15 protein-coding genes are annotated in these 22,921 nt (G+C 40.4%); 7 read left to right on the top strand and 8 right to left on the bottom strand.

Annotation, left to right across the window (positions count from 1 at the left end; translation table 11 throughout):
- Positions 1–71: 71 nt before the first annotated feature.
- The gene (locus L1266_RS02335; protein WP_235376753.1) at positions 72–2,294 is read right to left on the bottom strand and encodes an NADP-dependent isocitrate dehydrogenase; all 2,223 of its coding nucleotides are present in this window, start codon (positions 2,292–2,294) and stop codon (positions 72–74) included.
- Positions 2,295–2,727: 433 nt separating this feature from the next.
- Positions 2,728–2,943 (bottom strand): cold shock domain-containing protein CspD, encoded by a 216-nt coding sequence (gene cspD, locus L1266_RS02330; protein WP_036968098.1) that lies wholly within the window; start codon positions 2,941–2,943, stop codon positions 2,728–2,730.
- A 209-nt stretch (positions 2,944–3,152) separates the two neighbouring features.
- On the opposite strand from cspD, the gene clpS reads away from it, so the two are divergent.
- Positions 3,153–3,461 (top strand): ATP-dependent Clp protease adapter ClpS, encoded by a 309-nt coding sequence (clpS, locus tag L1266_RS02325; RefSeq protein WP_235376752.1) that lies wholly within the window; start codon positions 3,153–3,155, stop codon positions 3,459–3,461.
- A 71-nt stretch (positions 3,462–3,532) separates the two neighbouring features.
- A complete protein-coding gene (gene clpA / locus L1266_RS02320) occupies positions 3,533–5,797 on the top strand; it encodes an ATP-dependent Clp protease ATP-binding subunit ClpA (RefSeq protein WP_054551469.1) in 2,265 nt (754 codons plus the stop codon).
- 171 nt (positions 5,798–5,968) lie between these two features.
- Here the strand turns inward: clpA and infA are convergent, their stop codons facing one another.
- The 4 genes from infA to trxB all read right to left on the bottom strand — a co-directional run bounded on the left by infA (position 5,969) and on the right by trxB (position 8,747).
- Positions 5,969–6,187, bottom strand: coding sequence for a translation initiation factor IF-1 (gene infA, locus L1266_RS02315; protein ID WP_002962494.1), 219 nt, complete (start codon positions 6,185–6,187; stop codon positions 5,969–5,971).
- A 90-nt stretch (positions 6,188–6,277) separates the two neighbouring features.
- Complete coding sequence (locus L1266_RS02310; protein ID WP_054551468.1) at positions 6,278–6,982, bottom strand: arginyltransferase; 705 nt, start codon at positions 6,980–6,982, stop codon at positions 6,278–6,280.
- Positions 6,975–7,691, bottom strand: a complete 717-nt coding sequence (aat, locus tag L1266_RS02305) for a leucyl/phenylalanyl-tRNA--protein transferase (RefSeq protein ID WP_235376751.1) — start codon at positions 7,689–7,691, stop codon at positions 6,975–6,977. The genes L1266_RS02310 and aat overlap by 8 nt, the downstream gene beginning before the upstream one ends.
- Before the next feature lie 105 nt (positions 7,692–7,796).
- Positions 7,797–8,747, bottom strand: a complete 951-nt coding sequence (gene trxB / locus L1266_RS02300) for a thioredoxin-disulfide reductase (RefSeq protein WP_054551466.1) — start codon at positions 8,745–8,747, stop codon at positions 7,797–7,799.
- A 288-nt stretch (positions 8,748–9,035) separates the two neighbouring features.
- Here trxB and pssA point away from each other — a divergent pair, with 288 nt between their 5' ends.
- Positions 9,036–10,361: a CDP-diacylglycerol--serine O-phosphatidyltransferase gene (pssA, locus tag L1266_RS02295; RefSeq protein WP_235376750.1), complete on the top strand. Its 1,326-nt coding sequence runs from the start codon at positions 9,036–9,038 to the stop codon at positions 10,359–10,361.
- A 60-nt stretch (positions 10,362–10,421) separates the two neighbouring features.
- Here pssA and L1266_RS02290 read toward each other — a convergent pair whose 3' ends face one another.
- Complete coding sequence (locus tag L1266_RS02290) at positions 10,422–11,165, bottom strand: YciK family oxidoreductase (RefSeq protein WP_235376749.1); 744 nt, start codon at positions 11,163–11,165, stop codon at positions 10,422–10,424.
- Positions 11,166–11,393: 228 nt separating this feature from the next.
- Between L1266_RS02290 and L1266_RS02285 the strand changes: the two genes are divergently transcribed.
- Positions 11,394–13,826: a VolA/Pla-1 family phospholipase gene (locus tag L1266_RS02285; RefSeq protein ID WP_235376748.1), complete on the top strand. Its 2,433-nt coding sequence runs from the start codon at positions 11,394–11,396 to the stop codon at positions 13,824–13,826.
- Between the two features lie 114 nt (positions 13,827–13,940).
- Positions 13,941–14,957, top strand: coding sequence for a protease SohB (gene sohB / locus L1266_RS02280; RefSeq protein WP_138600541.1), 1,017 nt, complete (start codon positions 13,941–13,943; stop codon positions 14,955–14,957).
- 76 nt (positions 14,958–15,033) lie between these two features.
- Here sohB and L1266_RS02275 read toward each other — a convergent pair whose 3' ends face one another.
- Positions 15,034–16,365, bottom strand: a complete 1,332-nt coding sequence (locus L1266_RS02275) for a dicarboxylate/amino acid:cation symporter (RefSeq protein WP_054551461.1) — start codon at positions 16,363–16,365, stop codon at positions 15,034–15,036.
- A gap of 193 nt (positions 16,366–16,558) precedes the next feature.
- On the opposite strand from L1266_RS02275, the gene L1266_RS02270 reads away from it, so the two are divergent.
- Positions 16,559–19,891 (top strand): hypothetical protein, encoded by a 3,333-nt coding sequence (locus L1266_RS02270; protein WP_235376747.1) that lies wholly within the window; start codon positions 16,559–16,561, stop codon positions 19,889–19,891.
- Between the two features lie 294 nt (positions 19,892–20,185).
- Positions 20,186–22,846: a type I DNA topoisomerase gene (gene topA / locus L1266_RS02265; RefSeq protein ID WP_054551459.1), complete on the top strand. Its 2,661-nt coding sequence runs from the start codon at positions 20,186–20,188 to the stop codon at positions 22,844–22,846.
- The last annotated feature ends 75 nt before the right edge of the window (positions 22,847–22,921 follow it).

Here is a 22,921-nt window from a genome sequence, read left to right as displayed (position 1 = left end):
GCTCGCGATCAGAGTCCAATAAAAAAAGGGTTATCAAATTGATAACCCTTTTTCGTAAGCTTAGTTTGAGATTAAACTAACTTTGCTAATATATCATTAAATGTAGAGCTTGGGCGCATCGCTTTGAATGCTAACTCATCATTTGGTTGGAAGTAACCACCAACACTCATAGCAGGACCTTGTGCATCGTTTAATTCAGCAACGATTTGGTCTTTTTGAGACTCAAGATCAGCAGCAATTTGCGTGAACTGTGCTTTTAATTCCGCGTCATCATTTTGTGCAGCAAGTTCTTGTGCCCAGAATAATGAAAGGAAGAAGTGCGAACCACGGTTATCAATCTCTTTCACTTTACGTGAAGGTGATTTGTTTTCCGCTAGGAAAGTACCTGTCGCTTTATCAAGCGTATCAGCAAGTACTTGCGCTTTCTTATTACCAGCATTAACTGCTAAGTGCTCCAAAGAAGCCGCTAGTGCTAAGAATTCACCTAATGAATCCCAACGTAAGTGGTTTTCTTTTTCGAATTGTTGAACGTGCTTAGGCGCAGAACCACCGGCACCTGTTTCGAATAAACCACCACCATTCATAAGTGGTACGATTGAAAGCATTTTAGCACTTGTACCAAGCTCAAGGATTGGGAATAAATCAGTTAGGTAGTCACGTAGTACGTTACCAGTTACTGAAATAGTGTCTTTACCTTCTTTGATGCGCTCTAAAGAGAATTTAGTTGCTTCAACAGGTGCTAAAATGTGGATTTCAAGACCATCAGTATCGTGGTTTGGCAGATACGCGTTAACTTTTTTGATTAACTCAGCATCGTGTGCACGGTTTTCGTCTAACCAGAAAACTGCTGGCGTGCCCGTTGCGCGAGCGCGGTTAACAGCAAGTTTAACCCAATCTTGAATTGGTGCATCTTTAACCTGACACATACGCCAGATATCGCCTTGCTCAACAGCATGCTCAAGTAAAGTTGTACCAGCTGTGTCTACAACACGGATTGTACCAGCTGCTGCTACTTCGAACGTTTTGTCATGTGAACCGTACTCTTCAGCTTTTTGAGCCATAAGACCAACGTTAGGTACGCTACCCATAGTAGTTGGATCGAATGCACCGTTTTCTTTACAGAAATCGATAGTTGCTTGGTAAACACCTGAGTAACAACGATCTGGAATGACAAAGCTCGTGTCTTGTAATTTACCTTCGCTATTCCACATTTGGCCGCTAGAACGGATTGCAGCAGGCATTGATGCATCGATGATCACATCACTTGGTACGTGAAGGTTCGTGATACCACGGTCAGAATCAACCATTGCAATAGCAGGGTTGTTGTCGTATACCGCTTGGATATCCGCTTCGATTTCAGCTTTCTTAGCTGCATCTAGGCTTTCGATTTTTGAGAATACATCACCAAAGCCGTTGTTTACGTCAACATCTAGTTCTTTGAAAAGATCAGCGTGTTTTGTGAAAACGTCTTTGAAGAAAACTTTTACAGCGTGACCGAAGATGATTGGGTCAGACACTTTCATCATCGTTGCTTTCATATGTAATGAGAACAACACGCCTTTGTCTTTTGCTGCTTGAATTTCTTTTGCAAGGAAAGCTTGAAGCTTAGCAGCACTCATTCGCGAAGCGTCAATTACTTCACCTGCTAGTAATGGTGTGCTTGCTTTAAGAACTGTGATATCACCATTTTCAGCAACATGCTCGATACGTACGTCAGTTGCTTGTTCAACAGTGACTGATTGCTCTGAACCGAAGAAGTCACCGTCTTCCATGCTAGCAACGTAAGACTTTGAATCTTTGCTCCATGCGCCCATTGAGTGTGGATTGTTACGCGCATATTCTTTTACTGAACCAGGAGCACGACGGTCAGAGTTACCTTCACGAAGTACAGGGTTTACAGCAGAACCTTTGATTTTGTCGTAAGTTGCTTTAACTTTCTTTTCTTCATCAGTTTTTGGCTCTGAAGGGTAGTCAGGTAGTGCGTAACCTTTTTCTTGTAACTCTTTGATTACTGCACGTAGCTGAGGGATAGAAGCACTGATATTAGGTAGTTTGATAATGTTAGCTTCAGGTGTTTTAGCCATTTCACCTAATTCTGCAAGTGCATCATCAATACGTTGATCTTCAGTTAAGTACTCAGGGAAGTTTGCAATTACACGACCCGCTAATGAAATATCGCGAGTTTCAACTTCAACACCAGCAGCGTTTGTATACGCTTGGATGATTGGTAACAATGAATACGTCGCAAGAGCTGGCGCTTCATCTGTTTTAGTATAGATAATTTTTGATGTCATCATCATTCCTAGATAGTTGGCGTAATGTTTGGTAATGACTGCTAACAGTAACCCTTAATTAGCCATATTCAACAATGCAAAAGATAGCTTTGAATTACCAAGCTTTAGGTACCTTGATAAAACAACAGCAAGCAGTCTGTTAGCTGTTGCCACTCAATACAAAGTATTAAAATAACCACAGCTGACAGACTGTAAAATTCTTATAGCTCAAATAAGCAAATCATGAAATTAGCCAAAAGCCTTACGTCAAAATGACGAAAAAGCTAAATTTAAGCAACAAGAGTGTAACAAGCTTGGCTCTAAAGGGCTAATAACAATTAATCAATTGGGGTAAACAAATGGAATTTCAAGGTAAGTGTAAGGATAAATTTTAGTGGAAGAGTAAGCGAGGAACTTAACAAGGTCGCTCGCTTGATACTCGAATAGGTTTTACCTAAGAGATTTCATCGTTAGGCGCAATATTCGTTGCGTGTAACCCTTTTGGACCTTGTTGCAATTCGAATGTTACATCTTGACCAGCTTTAAGTGTTTTATAACCGTCCATTACAATCGTTGAGTAATGAGCGAAGATATCAGTCTCGCTGCCGTCTTCTACGATGAAGCCAAAACCTTTGGCATTGTTGAACCATTTGACTTTTCCACAAGCCATACTTCTACATCCTTCTATAAGTTGACTAATTTAGTTATTCTAAACCGTGTAATTTGCTAGACTGACTAATGATTAATCAATCTATATTTGACTGTAGTTTATTTAGCCAGTCAGTCAAGTGTTTTAGACTATTTTTTAACAATTTATTTATTTTTTTATTCAAGTTTGCTTGAGTTCTAAAGACAAGACTATATTTAATTATGAGTGGCATGAAAGATTCTGGTGTTATTGAAACGGTTCGCGATAGTGAAAAGCAAAAATTGCAACCACCGCGAAAACATAAGGTCATTTTAAATAATGATGATTACACGCCTATGGACTTTGTGATAGAAGTACTAATGACGTTTTTTAATATGGATAGCGATAGAGCAACAGATGTGATGCTTCAAGTTCATCATAATGGTAAAGCGATATGCGGTGTTTACAGCGCTGATGTAGCTCATACCAAAGCTGAACAAGTTAATCGTTACGCACGAGACAACGAGCATCCACTGCTATGTAGTTGTGAGCAGGAATAAATACCAAGGTAGGGTGAACTAATTAGCCCGTCACAACGGTATATAAATATTATCTCAGTAAGGGGTTGCCAATGCTAAACAAAGACTTAGAACTAACCTTAAATGCGGCGTTTCGCGAAGCGAGAACACGTCGTCATGAATTTATGACCGTCGAGCATCTTTTACTTGCACTGCTCGATAACCCTTCTGCTGGGGAAGCGCTTAACGCCTGCGGCGTAGATATGGGCGCATTAAAAGTCGAATTATCAGATTTTATTGACGAAACAACACCGGTTATTCCTGATCTTGAGGAAGACAGAGAAACACAACCGACGTTAGGTTTTCAGCGTGTATTACAGCGCGCTGTATTTCACGTGCAGTCATCAGGCAAAAACGAAGTTACTGGCGTGAATGTGCTAGTGGCAATTTTTTCTGAACAAGAGAGCCAAGCAGTTTATTTACTTAAAAAATCAGATGTTAATCGTTTGGATATTGTTAACTTTATTTCGCATGGTATTTCTAAAACAGATGACGACATTGGCGGTGAAGATCACGATGACATTCATGAAGAAGTGCAAGAAGTGCAAGGTGAAGAGCCAACTAAGCTTGAAAACTTTACGACCAACCTGAATCAACAGGCCATTGATGGCAATATTGACCCATTAGTGGGCCGCGACAACGAAGTTGAACGCACAGTACAAGTGTTATGTCGTCGTAAGAAAAATAACCCGCTATTGGTTGGTGAAGCAGGGGTGGGTAAAACAGCCATAGCTGAAGGCTTAGCTTATCGTATTGTAAACAAAGAAGTACCTGAAGTGATTGCCGATGCAGTGGTCTACTCACTCGATATGGGCGCGTTATTAGCGGGTACTAAATACCGTGGCGACTTCGAAAAACGTTTCAAATCGCTACTTAAAGAGTTACAGGCTAAACCAGGTTCAATTTTATTTATTGATGAAATTCATACCATCATTGGCGCCGGTGCAGCATCGGGCGGGGTAATGGATGCATCGAACCTAATCAAACCGCTACTTTCAAGTGGTAAACTGCGCTGCATGGGCTCGACTACTTATAATGAGTTCAAGAATATCTTTGAAAAAGACCGTGCGCTAGTACGTCGTTTCCAAAAAATTGATGTGCTTGAACCAAGTGTGGCTGATACCACGAAGATTCTTAACGGCTTAAAAGAGCGTTACGAAGAGCACCATGGTATTCGTTACACACAAAAAGCATTGAAAGCAGCTGCAGAACTTAGTGCTAAATACATAAATGAACGTCACTTACCAGACAAGGCTATTGATGTTATTGATGAGGCTGGTGCTAATCAACGTTTACAGCCAGTTTCTAAACGTAAGAAAACAATTGGCGTGGCTGATATCGAGCTAATTGTATCTAAGATGGCGCGTATCCCTCAGCAAAGCGTTTCGTCAAGCGATAAAGAAACACTTAAAAACCTTGATCGTAACCTGAAGATGCTAGTGTTTGGTCAAGACCAATCAATCGATGCGTTGACTTCAGCAATTCGCTTATCACGCTCAGGTCTTGCTAACGAAGATAAACCAGTGGGTTCGTTCTTATTTGCAGGCCCAACAGGAGTTGGTAAAACAGAAGTTACTAAGCAGCTTGCTAAGTGTATGGGTGTTGAGTTTATTCGTTTTGATATGTCTGAATATGTTGAACGTCATGCGGTCAGTCGTCTAATTGGTGCACCTCCTGGCTATGTAGGTTTTGAGCAAGGTGGTTTATTAACTGAAGCGGTAATTAAAAATCCGCATGCAGTTGTACTACTAGACGAAATTGAAAAAGCACATTCAGATATTTACAACATTCTACTGCAAGTAATGGATCACGGTACACTTACTGATAATAACGGTCGTAAAGCCGATTTCAGAAATGTAGTATTGGTGATGACGACGAATGCGGGTGTTCAAGAGACTGTACGTAAGTCAATTGGCTTTACTGAGCAAGACCATTCTCATGATGCGATGAGTGAAATCAACAAAGTGTTTTCACCTGAGTTTAGAAACCGTTTAGATAACATCATTTGGTTTAATCACCTTGAGAAAGAGATTATCTTGCAAGTGGTTGATAAGTTCATTGTTGAGTTACAAGCGCAACTTGATAAGAAGTCGGTTAATCTTGAGCTTACATCCAAAGCAAGAGAGTGGTTGGCAGATAAAGGCTACGATAAAGCAATGGGGGCACGTCCGATGGCACGTGTTATCCAAGATGAGCTTAAAAAGCCGCTGGCAAATGCAATCTTGTTTGGTGAGCTAGCCGATGGTGGTTCAGTTAAGGTTTCGATTAAGGACAAGAAAATCCACTTTGATTTTGAGACTAGCTTAGAAACGGCTTAATTTATCAAGCTGAAACAAAAAGCCCAGCAATTGCTGGGCTTTTTGTTTATTAAATGGAATTAAAACTAAGTTAGTTTGAACACCATTTAACAAACGCTTTTAGCTCTTTGTAATAAACACACCTGCTCATTCAAAGCAGCAAAAAGCTAAATCTCTCGTTAACGCACTAACTTAGCGAGCACGGAATACGATGCGACCTTTCGATAAATCGTAAGGAGTCATTTCTACGGTTACTTTGTCACCAGTTAAGATGCGGATGTAGTTTTTGCGCATTTTACCAGAGATATGAGCCACAACAACGTGACCATTTTCTAGCTCAACTCGGAACATTGTATTTGGTAAAGTATCAAGGACCGTACCTTGCATTTCGATTACGTCTTCTTTCGCCATGTTTAGCGTAACACCTCTTTAATAGTTAAACGCTGCAGATTTTGCCGAAAATACTGCAATAAGTAAAGCTACAGGGCTCAATTTTGTAAATTAAATCGCCAACCACTCGTCGCCAATGTGCTTTTGTGCAGGCAAAAATTGGGTTTTATATTTCATTTTAGTGCATTCGTCGATTTGGTAGCCTAAATAGACAAATTGTTTTGCTTGTTGTTTTGCAAATTTAATTTGTTCCATGATCATGATGCTACCGATACTGTATTGCTCATAGTCGGGATCAAAAAAGGTATAAATCGCTGATAGGGCATTGGTCATACAGTCGGTTACCGCAACGGCAACTAACTTATCGCCATCTCTTAACTCTATAAATGTAACGGGTAGCCACTGGCAAAACAAAAAGCTTTCGTACTGACTTTGGTCAGGCGGAAACATTGAACCATCTTGATGTCTTTGCGTGATGTATTTGCAATATAACGGGTAGTATTCTGCGCGTTCGTACTCACTATAACTGACCGTGAAAACCTTATTTGCTTTATTTAATTTGCGCTTTTGCGATTTTGAAGGAGTAAATTGTTGGGCTAAAACGCGCACTGAATTACAGGCATTACAAATAGGGCAATGTGGACGATAGATTTGGTCGCCACTGCGTCTAAAGCCTAATGCTAATAATTGTTCAAATTTATCAGGGCAATAACAACTCGGATCAAGTATAACAAGTAGTTGTTCCTGACGGTCGGGTAAATAACTGCAATCAAATTGCTGGCTTAAACCAAGCCTAGCGGGTAAGTGCTCAGTCATAAATATTAATCAACTCTTGTGGTTGCCACATATCTTTTTTAGGCACATAACTGTGTGCTAATTTAAGTCTAGTTAAAAATTCTCTACGTGGGATAACTTTTGCACCTAAAGTGATTAAATAAGGGTTTTCTAGTTGGCAATCAATAAAATGGGCTTGATGTTTGTTAAGCCAATTAACTAATGCCCACATCGCCAGTTTCGAACCATTACTGACTTGATGGAACATTGATTCACCACAAAAAATACCGTTTTGCATAATGCCATAGAGGCCAGCTACCAGTTCATCTTCATGCCAAATCTCAAGACTGTGTGCTAACCCCTGATGGTGCGCTTCAATATAGGCATGCATCATTTGCTCTGTGATCCAGGTACCTTCAGCATTGATACGTTGCTCACGGCAAGCATTAATAACATGGGGAAATGCGTGATTAATGGTGACACGCACAGGAAAACGCTTTAAATGCTTTTTTAAGCTGCGACTGACATGAAATTCATTTAGCTCAATAACACCACGCACGCTTGGTGACCACCACATGATGGGCTCATAGTCACTAAACCATGGAAAAACGCCTGTGTTGTAGGCATTTTTAATACGCTCAACTGATAAATCACCGCCAATTGCCAACAGGCCATCGGGCTCATCAAGGGCGAGTTCTGGGTCTGGAAAATCAACAGTCTCGGGCGAGAGTTGGTACAGTTGCTTGATCATATCAGCTTGTCGTTGTTCTTTGTTCTGATTTTAACAAAATTTTAGCTATAAAAAAGGGGCTGTTTTACAACAGCCCCCAGTATTTAGTGCTTTAGATCAACTAATTTATAGGTTATCTAAAAAGCGCTCAGCATCAAGTGCAGCCATACAGCCAGTACCAGCTGATGTGATTGCTTGGCGATAAATGTGATCAGACACGTCACCTGCAGCAAATACACCTGGTACGCTTGTTTGTGTTGCGTTACCGTTTAAACCAGATTGAACAACTAAATAGCCGTCTTTCATTTCTAGCTGACCTTCAAACATGTCAGTGTTTGGCTTGTGGCCAATTGCAATGAATACACCGGCAAGATCTAAGTTTTCTGTTTCTTCAGAATCAGTTGCTTTAATACGGATGCCAGTAACGCCCATTTCATCACCAAGCACTTCATCTAATGTGCGGTTGTAATGTAAAACAACGTTACCGTTTTCAGCTTTTTCTTTTAAACGATCAGCTAAGATCTTCTCACTGCGGAAGCTGTCACGACGGTGGATAACGTGAACTTCATCAGCAATATTTGATAAGTAAAGTGCTTCTTCAACAGCAGTGTTACCACCGCCTACAACCGCTACTTTTTGACCACGGTAGAAGAAACCATCACAGGTTGCGCAAGCAGAAACACCACGACCTTGGAAGTTAGTTTCTGATTCTAAACCTAAGTATTTAGCTGACGCGCCAGTTGCAATAATTAATGCATCACATGTATATGTGCCTGAGTCACCAGTTAAAGTGAAAGGGCGCTTTGAAACATCAACTTTATTAATGTGATCAAAAACGATTTCAGTTTCGAAACGTTCAGCATGCTCTTTCATACGGTCCATTAATGCTGGACCTGTTAATCCGTGTGCATCGCCAGGCCAGTTTTCAACTTCAGTGGTTGTCGTTAATTGACCACCTTGCTGAATACCAGTGATAAGAACAGGGTTAAGGTTAGCACGGGCTGCGTATACCGCTGCCGTGTAGCCCGCAGGGCCAGAACCTAAGATTAATAGTTTACAGTGTTTTGCGTCACTCATGGTTTTTCCTAAAAACGTTTCAATACGATGTCTATGCGCCCGATTCTAAGAAAAACAAGGCGGAAGTAAACAAAAGCCCCGATTATTTTTTTAGTCAAATTGCGAAGCTGTCAAATAATCCTTACTTAATGCAATTTAAACACCTATTTTTGTTCGTAAAATAGGCTAATTACAAATTGTTCTGTGATCAAAGTACGGTAATTCATGACCAAGCAATTTTTTTTTGGTATGTTTTAGCTAATTTTGATATTAGCTCATGGTATGAGCTAACTAAACTAACAGGCAATTATGGTATTTTGGCAGGAAAAGCCCGCTTTTGGGCTGACTACAGAAGACGTACAGGTCTTAACCAATGCAAAAGAGTATCGCACTGAACTATTGCGTTTAATTGGTTCAGCGAAAAAAAGAATTTATATTACTGCTTTGTATTTGCAAGATGATGAAGCAGGACGAGAAATATTGACTGCCTTACATCAGGCATCACTTGCTAATCCTGAGTTAGAAGTAAAAGTATTGGTTGATTTTCACCGAGCTCAACGTGGTTTAATTGGTGCGGCTAAGTCTGATGGCAATGCCAGCATGTATTGTGATTTTCAAGAGCAGTATCAATCAAATGTGAAAGTACATGGTGTTCCGGTAAAAGCCAAAGAGCTTTTCGGGGTACTGCATTTAAAAGGTTTTGTGATTGACGATACATTATTATACAGCGGCGCAAGCTTAAATAATGTATATCTTCAGCAAGATGACCGTTATCGTTTAGACCGTTACTTCTTAGTTCACCAAGCTGGATTATGTAATTCGGTCATCGAATTTATAGAAACACATCTGTTAAGCTCAGTTGCCGTGCCGCGAATTGATATGCGCCCACTGATACAATTTAATGATATTAAAGTGGCGCAAAAGCAATTGATGCGTGAACTTAAATCTGCAAGTTACGAAAGCGCTGCAGAAGCCAGTGCCGGTGAGTTGGGTGTGCGTTTATTTTTAGGTTTTGGGCGAAGAAGTAATAAGCTGAACCGTTTAATTAAATCGTTATTCGATACCACTGAGCAAGAGCTCGTTCTTTATACCCCTTACTTTAACTTTCCTGCACCATTAATGCGTTCATTACGCCGTTTATTAAAGCAAGGTAAGCAGGTAACTATTGTGGTAGGGGATAAAACTGCCAATGACTTTTATCTGCCGCCAAGTGAGCCGTTTAGTAAGATTGGTGCATTACCTTATTTATACGAAACCATTTTGTATAAATTTTTAAAGTCACAAAAACGCCACATCAGTAATGGTAATTTGAATGTTTACCTTTGGAAGCACGAGAGTAACTCGTTCCACTTGAAGGGGATTTGTTCGGATAAGCGATTACACTTATTAAGTGGGCACAATTTAAATCCACGCGCATGGGGCTTAGATATCGAAAATGGTATTTTAATTGACGACCCTAAGCAGCATATCCTTGAACAAATAGAAAACGAAAAACAAGCTATATTAAAGCACTGTCGACGTTTAACAGGCCCACAAGACTTAGAAACGATGAATGACTATCCTGCGCCGGTTAAAAAGCTATTGGGCCAGGCTAAACGTGTAAAAGTTGATTTTATTATCAAACGCTTTATTTAATCGAAAAATTAAAAAAGCAGCGAAAGCTGCTTTTTTTGTGTCTAGATATTTGTTTCTGGCTTATTTTTGTTGAGCATCTAAAGACTGACCATTCACTTCTTTAGAGTCGTCGCTCATCAAGTATAAATAAGTTGGCATTAAATCTTCGGGTGTTGCTAACTTATCCCTATCTTCACCAGGGTATGCAGATGCACGCATTGATGTGCGGGTAGCGCCAGGATTGATACAGTTTACGCGAATATTGGTTTTACCCACTTCACAAGCCCACGTTTGCATCATGCCCTCTACAGCAAATTTTGAGATAGCATACGCACCCCAGTGTTCGCGGCCTTGGCGACCCACCCCAGATGAAGTAAAAATAACAGATGCACTGTCAGATTTTCGAAGCAGAGGGAACATAAATTTAGTGATCATAGCTTGTGCAGTTACATTCACTTTCATGATGTTTTCAAATGTTGATACACAGAAGTGCTCAAGTGGACCTAATGAACCTAAAATACCTGCATTATTAAGTAAGCCGTCTAACTTACCGAACTGCATTTCGATGGTTGCAGCTAAGTCACGGTAGTTTTGCTTTGTGGCACCTTTTAAATCCATTGGCACAATAGCCGGTTGTGGATAGCCAGCGTTTACAATTTCATCGTAAACACATTCAAGCTTATTGGTTGTTTTTCCAAGTAAAATAACAGTGGCACCATGCTTAGCATAAGATAGTGCGGCAACACGACCAATGCCGTCACCAGCACCTGTTATTAAAATTACTTTGTCTTTTAGCGCATTCTCTGCGGCTTTATAAGTATGCATAAACGTACCATCGATTAAGTTTTTTACTATTTTACCATAGCAAAAAGCCAAGTTATCGAATTTATTGCAAATTAAGGTGGCGAAAATTGAAACTTTACGTTAAGTTTAACTGGTCTAATGTCTCATTAATAACCTAATTACATTAAATTAACTTAGAATGAAGGTAGTAGAACCACTACTTTTAACTTTGAACACACAATAACAATAAGATTTGCGCGGAGCGAAATTATGAAAAAACTGCTACTCTCACTAGCCATTGCGTCAGCCATTACTGGCTGTGGTGGAGGAGAAACATTAGAAGATGTAAAAAATGATAATCCTCCTGTTCTCCCAACCGCGACAGTAAAATTTGACCCAGCGAATAGTGTTATCTCAGTGCCGAATGATTTACTTATGAGTGGTACGCTTGATGGTACTTTAAATATGCCGGGTGAATTAGACGACGACAATGTTAGTGTTGACCGTGCGGCCTATGCTGATCCACAACTTGCACTTGGTGCGCTTGATGGTTGGTCTACGCAAACTCCGTTTAAAATTGACTTAACTTTTCCTTCGGGTATCTCTCTTGATATGACATCTGCTGCTTCACCAGGCGCTGTGCGTATTTTTGAAGTTGTTATGGGTGCAAGCCAAACAGACGAAACCTGTTCACAAGTACCAGCTGGTATCGCTTGTAAATTAGTGTCTGAACTTACTTTCGGTGTTGACTTTATCACACAAGGTTCTGGTGATGCGGTTGCTGTGATCCCACTTAAGCCATTTAAAGCTGGCAGCACTTACATTAATGTTTTGACAACGTCATTAATGGACTCAGAAGGGCGCTCAATTGAGCCTTCTTCAACTTATGCACTCGTGAGCGAGGAAGCAACACTTATTACCGACTCACAAAAGTCACTTCAAGCGGTTATCAATAGCTATGAAAACGCAGTGACATCAGGTGGTGCAATCACAAAAGATGAAATCATTTACTCAGCAGCGATGACAATGCAATCAGCAGGTCAAGTGCTTGGAACAGTTAAGCAGCTTCTTGCTGCAAGTTTAACCCAAGATGCACTACCGACGCCTATGGTGCAAATTCCTGATCAACCCGTTATTACCGTTGAGCAAGTATTTGCATCACAAGGTATTACTGGTGTGTCACCTGTGTTTGGTGGTGTGCAGTATCAAAAAGGTAGCGTAATGTTACCTATGTATTTAGCTACACCAACTGGCACAACGGTTGATGATTTATCTGCGACTTACTGGCAAGGTTTATGTGATAGCGGTGTTGCGGTACTAGGTTATGCAGCCGCAGCGGGGGATTCATTCCCAACAGACCCTATTAGCGAAACTGATGGCCTGTGTATGGCGTTAAGTGAAGGCAAGTTACGTGATTTAGGTTTAGACCAAACTAAACACTTAACTAAGTACAACACAATTCCAAAAACACAAAGTATTGCTAATGTGCCAGTACAAATTACTAAACCAATTTTACCTGTAATTAATGCAGTGCGAGCTCAGCTCGGCTTAGACGCATTGAGCATGCCTGAGACAGGCTGGCCAGTTGTTATCCTTCAGCACGGCATTACTTCTAAAAAAGAAGATATGTTAGCCATTACTGCACAATTAACACTGCAAGGCTTTGCAACAGCTGCAATCGATCATCCTATGCATGGTGAGCGTGGTGTAGATGTAGATGGCGACGGTACTGACGATTTTAATGCCTCTACTGGTTCGGTATTAAGCTATATGAACTTACAGTCATTATTAGTAGCGCGTGATAGCTTACGTCAATCAGTTGCTGATTTACTTGGTTTACGTTTGGGTCTTAACTTTACCGGTGCTGCTGATTTAAATACGCAAGATGTATCATTCTTAGGTCATTCATTAGGCTCTGTCGTTGCACCAGCATTTGTTGCTGTTACTAATGCACCGCTAGCTGATCAAGTTGATCCAATGTTCAACGTGAAAAGCGTAGCACTTGCCAGTGGCGGCGGCGGTATCGCAAGCTTCTTAATTGAGTCAAATACATTTGGCCCATTTGTTCAAGGCTCTGTATTACTTGCAGCCGGTACAGCTGAATCTGCTGAGTTTGGTGCTTATGCTCAAAATGAAGCGTTATCAAATTGTGGCGTGCTATTACCAGACCAAACTAAATTTGTCACATGTGCTTATAAAGAGTACGTTGGTTCACTAACAGTGGCAGGCGAAACAGAAAAGCTAGCAAACATTCAAAGTGTGGTTACTCAATTTGCTTTTGCTGCACAAACAGCACTTGATAGTGGCGACCCGTCAAATTATGCTGCCTCTGTTGCAGCGCTTGGCACGCCAGTGTACATGAGTGTAGTGGTTGGCGATGGTGCTAACAACAATGCTGATATGGTTATTCCACCAATGGTGGCGAGCAACCCAATTGCTGGTAGCTTACCTCTTGCTAATCTAATGGGCTTATCAACTGTTGCAGAAACTCAAGGCCCGACTGCTGATGCAATGAGCTATGTGGTTAAATTCACGAAAGGCCATCACAGCTCTGTATTATCACCTGCAGCGACAGAAGATTCAGGTGCTACTGCTGAAGAAAGTGCAGCAGCAACAACAGAAATGCAATTACAAATCGCGACTTTCTTAGCAAGTCGTGGGCAGTATCTTCAGGTTACAAACACAGAAGTTGTTACTGAATAATTAAATGCTATTAATTACGTAATAACCAATTAAGTAAAAAGCCACATCATGTGGCTTTTTTTTGCTTTAAAGCGTGGTAAATTGTGCCGAAGTATTAATAAATGGAGAGTTTGATTGGAATTTTTATATGAATACGGGTTGTTTTTTGCAAAGACCCTGACATTTGTCATCGCAATTGCAGTGATTGTTGCCATTATCATGGGCGCAGCAGTGAAACCAAAAGCGAAGAAAGGGGAGATAACAATTGATGATTTAAGTGAGCAACTTGATGATCTAAAACAAAGCTTTATCGAAAATACCCTTTCTAAAAAAGAGCTCAAGGCTCATCAAAAACAGCAAAAAACTGAGGCTAAAAAACAGCAAAACGACGAGCCTAAATCGCGTTTATATGTTATTGATTTCAATGGCAGTGTTGATGCCCATGAAGTCGAAAGTCTTCGCGAAGAAATTACCGCTATTTTAACCATTGCTGACAAAGAAAAAGACCGCGTACTGGTTCGCCTTGAAAGTGGTGGTGGTGTGGTGCACGGCTATGGCCTTGCTGCCTCTCAACTGCAACGCTTACGTAATGCTGGCATTCATTTAACGGTAGCTATTGATAAAGTAGCAGCAAGTGGCGGCTATATGATGGCCTGTGTGGCCAATGAGATTGTTGCAGCACCTTTTGCCATTGTTGGCTCGATAGGTGTTATTGCGCAAATTCCTAACTTTAATAAAATCTTGAAAAAGAATGATGTTGATTTTGAGCAAATCACTGCCGGTGAATACAAGCGTACGCTAACTATCTTTGGTGAAAATACCGATAAAGGTCGTGAAAAATTCAAAGAAGAAATTGAACAAACCCACGGTTTATTTAAAACCTTTGTGAGTGAGCAACGCCCATCTCTAGATATTGATACTGTTGCAACAGGTGAACATTGGTTTGCTACTCAAGCGTTTGATAAAGGTTTAGTTGATAAGATTGATACAAGTGATGATATCTTATTGAGCCAAGCTAAAGAACGTCAAATCTTTAAAGTAAAATACCGTGTTAAGAAGAATTTAAGCGATAAGCTCGCCGTCGGATTAAGTTCAGGGGTAAGTAAAGCGGGAGTGACTTTAATGTCTCGTTTAAAAGGCTTAAACCCTTAAATTTAAAAACATGAAAGTAGTATAAAAAACCCGCTTATTATTTAGCGGGTTTTTTTATGAGTTAATTAGTGTGAAATTAATTAATAGATTTATGGTAATCTTCTAAATCTTTAGCGGCATTTGGGTCGTTAAATACGTCCTCATCAAACTCACCTTCAGATTTTGCAACCACACAGGTCACCATGCAGTCACCGGTCACGTTAACAGCGGTTCGCGTCATATCAAGTAAGCGGTCGACACCAATGATGATAGCAATACCTTCTACAGGCAATCCAACTTGATTTAATACCATAGCTAACATAATAAGGCCTACACCCGGCACACCAGCAGTACCTACAGAAGCAAGGGTTGCGGTTAAAATAACCATCAGATAATCAGAAATCGTTAAATCTACTGCAAAAACTTGCGAAATAAAAACAGTCGCAACGCCTTGCATAATCGCCGTACCATCCATGTTGATGGTTGCGCCAAGGGGCACGGTAAAAGAAGCAACAGAGTTATGAGCACCTAACTTTTTATTTGCTGTTTCAAGGGTAATAGGCATAGTTGCGCTTGAGCTTGATGTACTAAATGCAAATAAACAGGCATTTTTCATTTTCTTTAGAAATGTAATAGGGTTTAGACCTGTAAACAGCTTAAGTAACAGGCTGTAATTCACAAAACCGTGAAATAATAAAGCAAAAACAACGACACCAAAATATAAGGCCAAGCTAGTGATAAGCTTTAAGTCAATGGTTGTAAATAATTTTGCCATTAAGAAAAATACACCATACGGTGCAATATTCATAAGCAGTGTTACAAGCTTTAAAATTACGGTATTTAAATCTTCAAAAACACTGGCCACTCGTTTACCTGCTTTTCCACTGAGTGCCATCGCAACACCAAATAACAAGGCAAAAACGATAACTTGGAGCATGTTGCCACTTGCCATTGCATCAATAGGGTTTGTTGGGAACATACCAATAATGACTTGCGCAAGGGTGGGAGCTTCTTTCGCACTATAGTTAGCATCTGAAGGTAAATTGATTCCCTCACCTGGATTCACTAATAACGCCAAGGTGATAGCAACAGTAATGGCGATTGCCGTTGTCGCTAAATAAAGCAAAATAGACTTACCACCTAGTCGACCTAACTTTTTTGGGTCGCTCAAGCTACAAGTTCCACAAACAAGTGATACAAATACTAAAGGCACCACAAGCATTTTTAAGCTTGCAATGAATATTTGCCCGCCAACATGGAAAATACCATCAACAAAAAAAGCTTTAATAGGTAAAGAGAATAACCCTAATGGAATAAGGAAATCGTCTTCACCCGCTAAAATGGCTTGAAAGATAAAACCAACAACTACACCAAGTACCATACCAACCATGATACGCGATGTAAGGCTTAAAGACCGTACTTTTGACATACACCTAATCTATCTTGTTATAAATTTTGTCATAGACTACCAGCATAAGGATTTTTATACAGAAAAATTCGATAAATAATTAAATTAATTCGTTAAGAAATGAATAAAAAAATGATTATTTTCGGACTGATTTTAGGTTAATATTAGGTAAATAATAAAACAAAGTTTGAAATAGCTAACTAGGGAGAGGTCAATGCCTTTATTTCGATGGCTAAGTGTAATAGTTTTCAGCTCATTATTAGCTGCATGTGGTGGCGGTGGCTCACTGGAAAGTGATGGTGGTTCGCTTGATGGTGGGGATGATTCAACAGCTGAAGCTAGTTATGAAATTGCAGTACAAGGTTTTTCGCTGTCATCTGGTGAACAAGATAATCAGGTAACAGCTGACTCTCCGTTAACAATATCTGCTACATTAACAAATAATGATGAAGCTGTTGCTGGGGTTGTGATTAACTTTAGCTTAAACGGCGATATTGGTCTTTTAGATCCAGTATCTGGAACTGATCTAACAGATAGCAATGGTGTTGCTTCTATTAAACTTACGGCAGGTGATACTGCTGGCGCTGGTATAGTAACTGCTACCTACGCTCTTGATGGAGATACCTACAGCGACACATTTGGTTTCACATCGGATGGTTCAGAATCAGATGATTCAAGTGTGAGCGGCAGCGTCACATTAAACCTCACAATTACAGACACTTCTGGAGCACCGTTTACTGTTGATAACCCTGTAAGCAAAGATAATAAAGGTAAAGTCACAGCAACTTTGCTTGATGAAGAGACGCCCCTTGCAGGTCAACTTATTTCATTCAGCACTAATTTTACAGGTAAAATTACGCCTGTTTTAGGAACCGCTCTAACAGATTCAAATGGTGAAGCTTTTGTAACACTGAGCAGTGGTGATGCGAAAGGGGCAGGTCAAGTTGTAGCAACCTATACAGATGAAAGCGGTAATGCAGTCACTAAAATTGCTGGCTTTATTTCTAATGGTGATGAAGCCCCTGATGATGCTATACAGTATTCGGTTACAGCTTCTCTTTTAACTGGTTGTGTCCCTTCTTGGGATGACAATAGAAGTAACGTAAAACTAGACCCGACCTCAATAGCATCAGGCTGTAGCATAACTAACTCGGTATCGAGTGCTGAACTTGCTGATTTATTTATTGAAGTAACAAATCAGCAAAGTGGTGACGCTGTTGCTAATGCACTAGTCGAAGTAACAACTGATCTAGGGACAGTCCTTCCATCATCAGGTCGAGCGTTGACTGATAGCTTTGGTGTTGCACTATTGAAAATCCAACCTGGTAACACTGGCGGTGCAGGAACAATTACAGTATCTGCTTTAGATGAACAAATTAGCACTAACTTTGCAGTAGGTATCGCAGATTTAATTCTAGAAGTGGACAACGGCCTAAATGTTGACTCAAATGGTGATGTAATTCCTCTTAAAGCTGGAGGAAGTACAATTATTGAGGTCACTTTAAAGGACGAAGAAGGGAATTTATATACCACACCAACAGATGTAGAATTTAGTTCAACATGTGTTGATAACAATAATTCAAGTATTGATGCCTCTGTAAAATCATCAAGCGGTATAGCTAGTTCTACCTATAGAGCCAATGGTTGCGGAATTGATGATGTTGTTAATATTACAGTCGAAACGGGCGGAAAGAACTTTACTGCTTCAACGATCATCCCTGTTGAAGTTTCAGCAGTACAATCAATTCAGTTTATCGACGTCTCAGAACCGGTAATTGCTCTTCCTCCAGGTGAAGGTGGCTTACCGACACAGTCTGTCGTTCGCTTTAGATTATTAGATGCCGATGGCATTGTATCGCCACAGCAGCGAATTGACTTTAAGTTAACAGACTCAACTGGTTTAGCTGGTTTGACTCAACGTACAGCGAATACAGACAATGATGGTGTTGTGCAAACTACGGTCACTTCAGGTATTGTGCCTGGTCCTCTTGTAGTTAAGGCTTGTTTTGTTTCAAAAACAGATGTTGCTGCATTACCAGAAGGTGATGATTTATCATGTTGGACAGATGAGGTGCAGTTGTGTGCAGATGAACCAACAAATGACATTTGTCCTGAAGGAACGCTTCACCTCGTACCACTAGCAGAGCAAATCAATGCAGTATCATCGCAACTTGCATTATATTCAGGCATTACGGATCAAAATAGTTTCGATTTAAGCCCTCAAGTTTTTAACCCTAATGCACTGAATTACAATGGAATTACTAATAGTCTTACGGTTTATTTTGGTGATCAATTTAATCAATTTAATAGTAATGGTGTCGAATCAACAGTTTTGACAGAATCAGGCGTTGTAGGTCCACAAAGTAATGAAGCGGTGTGTCGTACTACTGACGCGTCATGTGTAGTAACGTGGCGTTCACAAGGTGAGCGACCGTTCTATGATTACAAGTGGGGTAATAGAATTGGTGAAATCGATGGTAACTCTGCAACTACCGAAGGTATAAACCCTAAGACGGGTGATGTTAACTGCGATCCTTATTTTGAAACTGCAGCGCCTTGTATCGGGACATTAGTTCGCGCTAAAAACGATCCTAATGGTGTTATACGAGGCGGAAGAACAAGTATTATTGCTGTTGCAAAAGGTCAAGAAAGCTTTGTCGATGAAGAGTCATCAGATGGAATAACTAGGCGCAATGGTTTATTCGATATTGGCGAATATTACACATTATATGACTTACCAGAAGCGTTTAATGATCATAATGAAAATAGCACTTTTGACAAGGCGAACTGCAGTGATGCAGATAGTGATAGTTACGATCCGATCACAGATCAATGTTCTGAATTAAACTCGCGTGGTGGTCATAACGAAACATGGCGTGATCTTAATAATAATGGAATTTATGACGGTGCAGATGGTTTGTATAATGGCTTATTGTGTAGTGAAGCTGCCTTTAATGCAGGCCAGTGTACCCGTGATTTAATTGAAGTTCGTAAGCAAATTGAAGTTGTCATGTCTGGTGATGATCCATATGTTCGCTTTGCTGTATTAAAATCCAATGAAGTAGTATCTGCTCCATATGAGGTTTTAGTGCCTGCTGATTGTTCGAGCACAATAGCTGGTGTATTTGAGGTATCTGATAATGTGTTGTGGTGCGATGTCGCCTCTATTGATTTATCTGAAGTATCTCGTGCTAACCCAGACTATGATGCAACAGACCCCGATGAAACAGATCCTGAGACCTTAGAAGTGGGTTTATCTAGTATCAATGTACGTATTTTTTATAGTGATGAGTTTGGTAATCCACTTCCTGCTGGAACTGAAGTTTCGCTAACGGCCGATAATGGAGATTTTTCTATAATTGAGCATGAGGAAACGATTCCGAGCACAAATCGTGACTCAACAATGTATTCTGATGTTCGAATTGCTAGGGAGTCTGATGGTAACCAAGATCAAGATGGTGTGCTAACTATAACTTTCCAATTTGAAAATCAGCTTGGCGGAACTAAAACGGTGAGCCGATCGATTTCAATAATCGATGATAAATAAAGTTAAATCTTAAAAAATGCCAACCAGAAGGTTGGCATTTTTGTTGCTGTTCTATATATTCCCCTTGAAATTACCTTAAAACACCACATTGACTAAATTAGCAACAAAAATTGTTTAATTATTCAGTCAATGAAGAAAAGTTTCTATTAAAAGCTTGTAACAATTGGTGTTTGTAGATATACCTATAAATATTCGTGCTCCAATGATAAAAATCATACTTATTTGTTTAATGTGATTGATATACATGTATAAGGGCAAAAAACTTTTAAAATACTCGGTCAGAAATAGGCAACTATGGGCAAATCACTTGTAATTGTAGAGTCTCCTGCAAAGGCAAAAACAATTAATAAATACTTAGGTAACGATTTCATCGTAAAGTCCAGTGTTGGGCATGTGCGTGATCTACCAACTTCAGGTTCAGGCAAAACAAAAACTGCAGCGACGAAAACCCCTGCTGAAGTTCGAAAAATGTCGCCAGAAGAAAAAGCTGCCTATAAAAAGCAACGCGACTATAAAAATTTAGTTGCTCGTATGGGTATTGACCCTGAAAAAGGCTGGGAGCCACATTACGAAGTCTTACCGGGCAAAGAGAAAGTTGTTCAAGAATTAAAGAAACTTGCTGAAAACGCCGATAAAATCTATCTCGCAACCGATTTGGATAGAGAAGGGGAAGCGATTGCATGGCACCTCGAACAAATTATTGGTGGCGAGCCTGAAAAATATAAGCGAGTTGTTTTTAATGAAATTACTAAAAATGCGATTCAGCAGGCATTTGAAACACCCGGTGAACTAAACACTGACATGGTTTATGCGCAACAAGCGCGTCGTTTTCTTGACCGAGTCGTGGGTTTTATGGTGTCGCCATTACTGTGGGCTAAAGTAGCACGTGGCTTATCAGCCGGTCGTGTGCAATCTGTTGCAGTACGTTTACTTGTTGAACGTGAACGCGAAATCAAAGCATTTATCCCCGAAGAGTTTTGGGATATCCACGCTGACGTTAAAAATACAGAGGCAGCTTTACGCTTAGAAGTTACTAAACACGCTGGCAAGCCTTTTAAACCAGTTAATGAAGAGCAGGCGATGTCTGCTGTTAGTGAACTCGAAAAAGCTGACTACAAAGTCATTAGCGTTGAAGAAAAGCCTAGCAAGAGTAAACCGAGCGCACCTTTTATTACTTCAACCATGCAACAGGCTGCCAGTACGCGCTTAGGTTATGGTGTTAAGAAAACCATGATGCTTGCTCAACGCTTATATGAAGCGGGTCACATTACCTATATGCGTACCGACTCAACTAATTTATCGAAAGATGCAGTTGAAATGTGTCGTGATTACGTGACAGAGCAATTTGGTGAAAAATATTTACCGAAAGCACCGATTAGTTATAGCTCTAAAGGCAATGCACAAGAGGCACACGAAGCGATCCGTCCTTCTAGTGTTACCGTACTATCTGGTCATTTAGACGGTGTTGAAGCAGATGCTAAAAAACTTTACGAATTAATTTGGCGCCAATTTGTTGCCTGCCAGATGGTTCCTGCTGAATACGATCTAACCACTTTAACAGTGGGTGCTGGCGAATATCAGTTAAAAGCTAAAGGTCGCGTTCTTCGCTTTGATGGTTGGACAAAAGTCCAACCGGCTGTTCGTAAAAAGAATGAAGAAGATCAATCACTACCAGCAGTTAAAGAAGGTGATGTTTTAACGCTTGTTGAGCTAGATCCTAAACAACATTTTACAAAGCCACCTGCACGCTTTAGCGAAGCGAGCCTAGTTAAAGAATTAGAAAAGCGTGGCATTGGTCGCCCATCTACGTATGCATCTATCATCTCTACGATTCAAGATCGTGGTTATGTGCGTGTTGAAAATCGCCGCTTCTTCGCTGAAAAAATGGGCGAGATAGTTACAGACCGCTTAGTTGAGAACTTCGAAGATCTGATGAACTTTGACTTTACCGCTAAGATGGAAGGCCGTCTCGATGATATCGCAGAGGGCGAACGTGTTTGGACACAAGTACTTGATAGATTTTACGCAGACTTTTCAACACAGCTTGAAATTGCTTCAGGTGACGAAGAGCAGGGGGGCATGCGTCAAAACCAAATGGTCGAAACTGATATTGATTGCCCTACGTGTGGTCGTAAGATGGGGATTCGTACCGCATCAACGGGTGTATTTTTAGGTTGTACTGGTTACAACTTGCCACCTAAAGAGCGCTGTACTACAACCATGAATTTGGTATCAGGCGATGAAGCTATTGCTGCGGATGTCGAAGACGTAGAAACTGAATCTCTAATGCAAATGAAGCGTTGCCCAATTTGTGAAACGGCAATGGATTCATACTTAATTGACGAAACACGTAAGTTACATGTGTGTGGTAACAACCCGGCATGTAAGGGTTATATCGTTGAGCAAGGCACCTTTAAAATTAAAGGCTACGACGGCCCTATTATCGAATGTGATAAATGTGGCTCAGACATGCAGTTAAAATCTGGTCGTTTTGGAAAGTACTTCGGTTGTAGTAATGAAGAGTGTAAAAATACACGTAAGTTACTCAAAAATGGTGAAGCTGCGCCACCAAAAGAAGATCCAGTTCACTTACCTGAACTTGAATGTGAAAAGTCAGAAGCTTATTTTGTACTGCGTGATGGTGCATCAGGTATTTTCTTAGCGGCTAATACTTTCCCTAAATCACGTGAAACGCGTGCGCCTAAAGTGGAAGAATTAAAGCGTTTTAGAGATCGTATTTCTGAAAAGTTTTATTACCTTGCTGACGCACCTACACAAGATCCTGATGGAAATCCTTCAGTCGTTCGCTACAGCCGCAAAAATAAAGAGCAGTATGTAATGAGTGAAGTAGATGGCAAAGCCACAGGTTGGACCGCCCACTACCAAAATGGTAAATGGGTAGAAGAAAGTAAAAAGAAAGCGCCTGCTAAGAAAAAAACAGCAGCCAAAAAATAAATCGCCAGATTATATAATAGAAGTCGCGGCGTAATGTCGCGCAAACTTATTGTTAATTTGAGATGCAAATAAAAA

Source organism: Pseudoalteromonas sp. Cn5-37, assembly GCF_021532495.1.
GTDB lineage: Bacteria > Pseudomonadota > Gammaproteobacteria > Enterobacterales > Alteromonadaceae > Pseudoalteromonas > Pseudoalteromonas simplex.
Note: the sequence above shows the minus strand (reverse complement) of the source record. Positions and strands in the feature narration are given on the sequence as shown.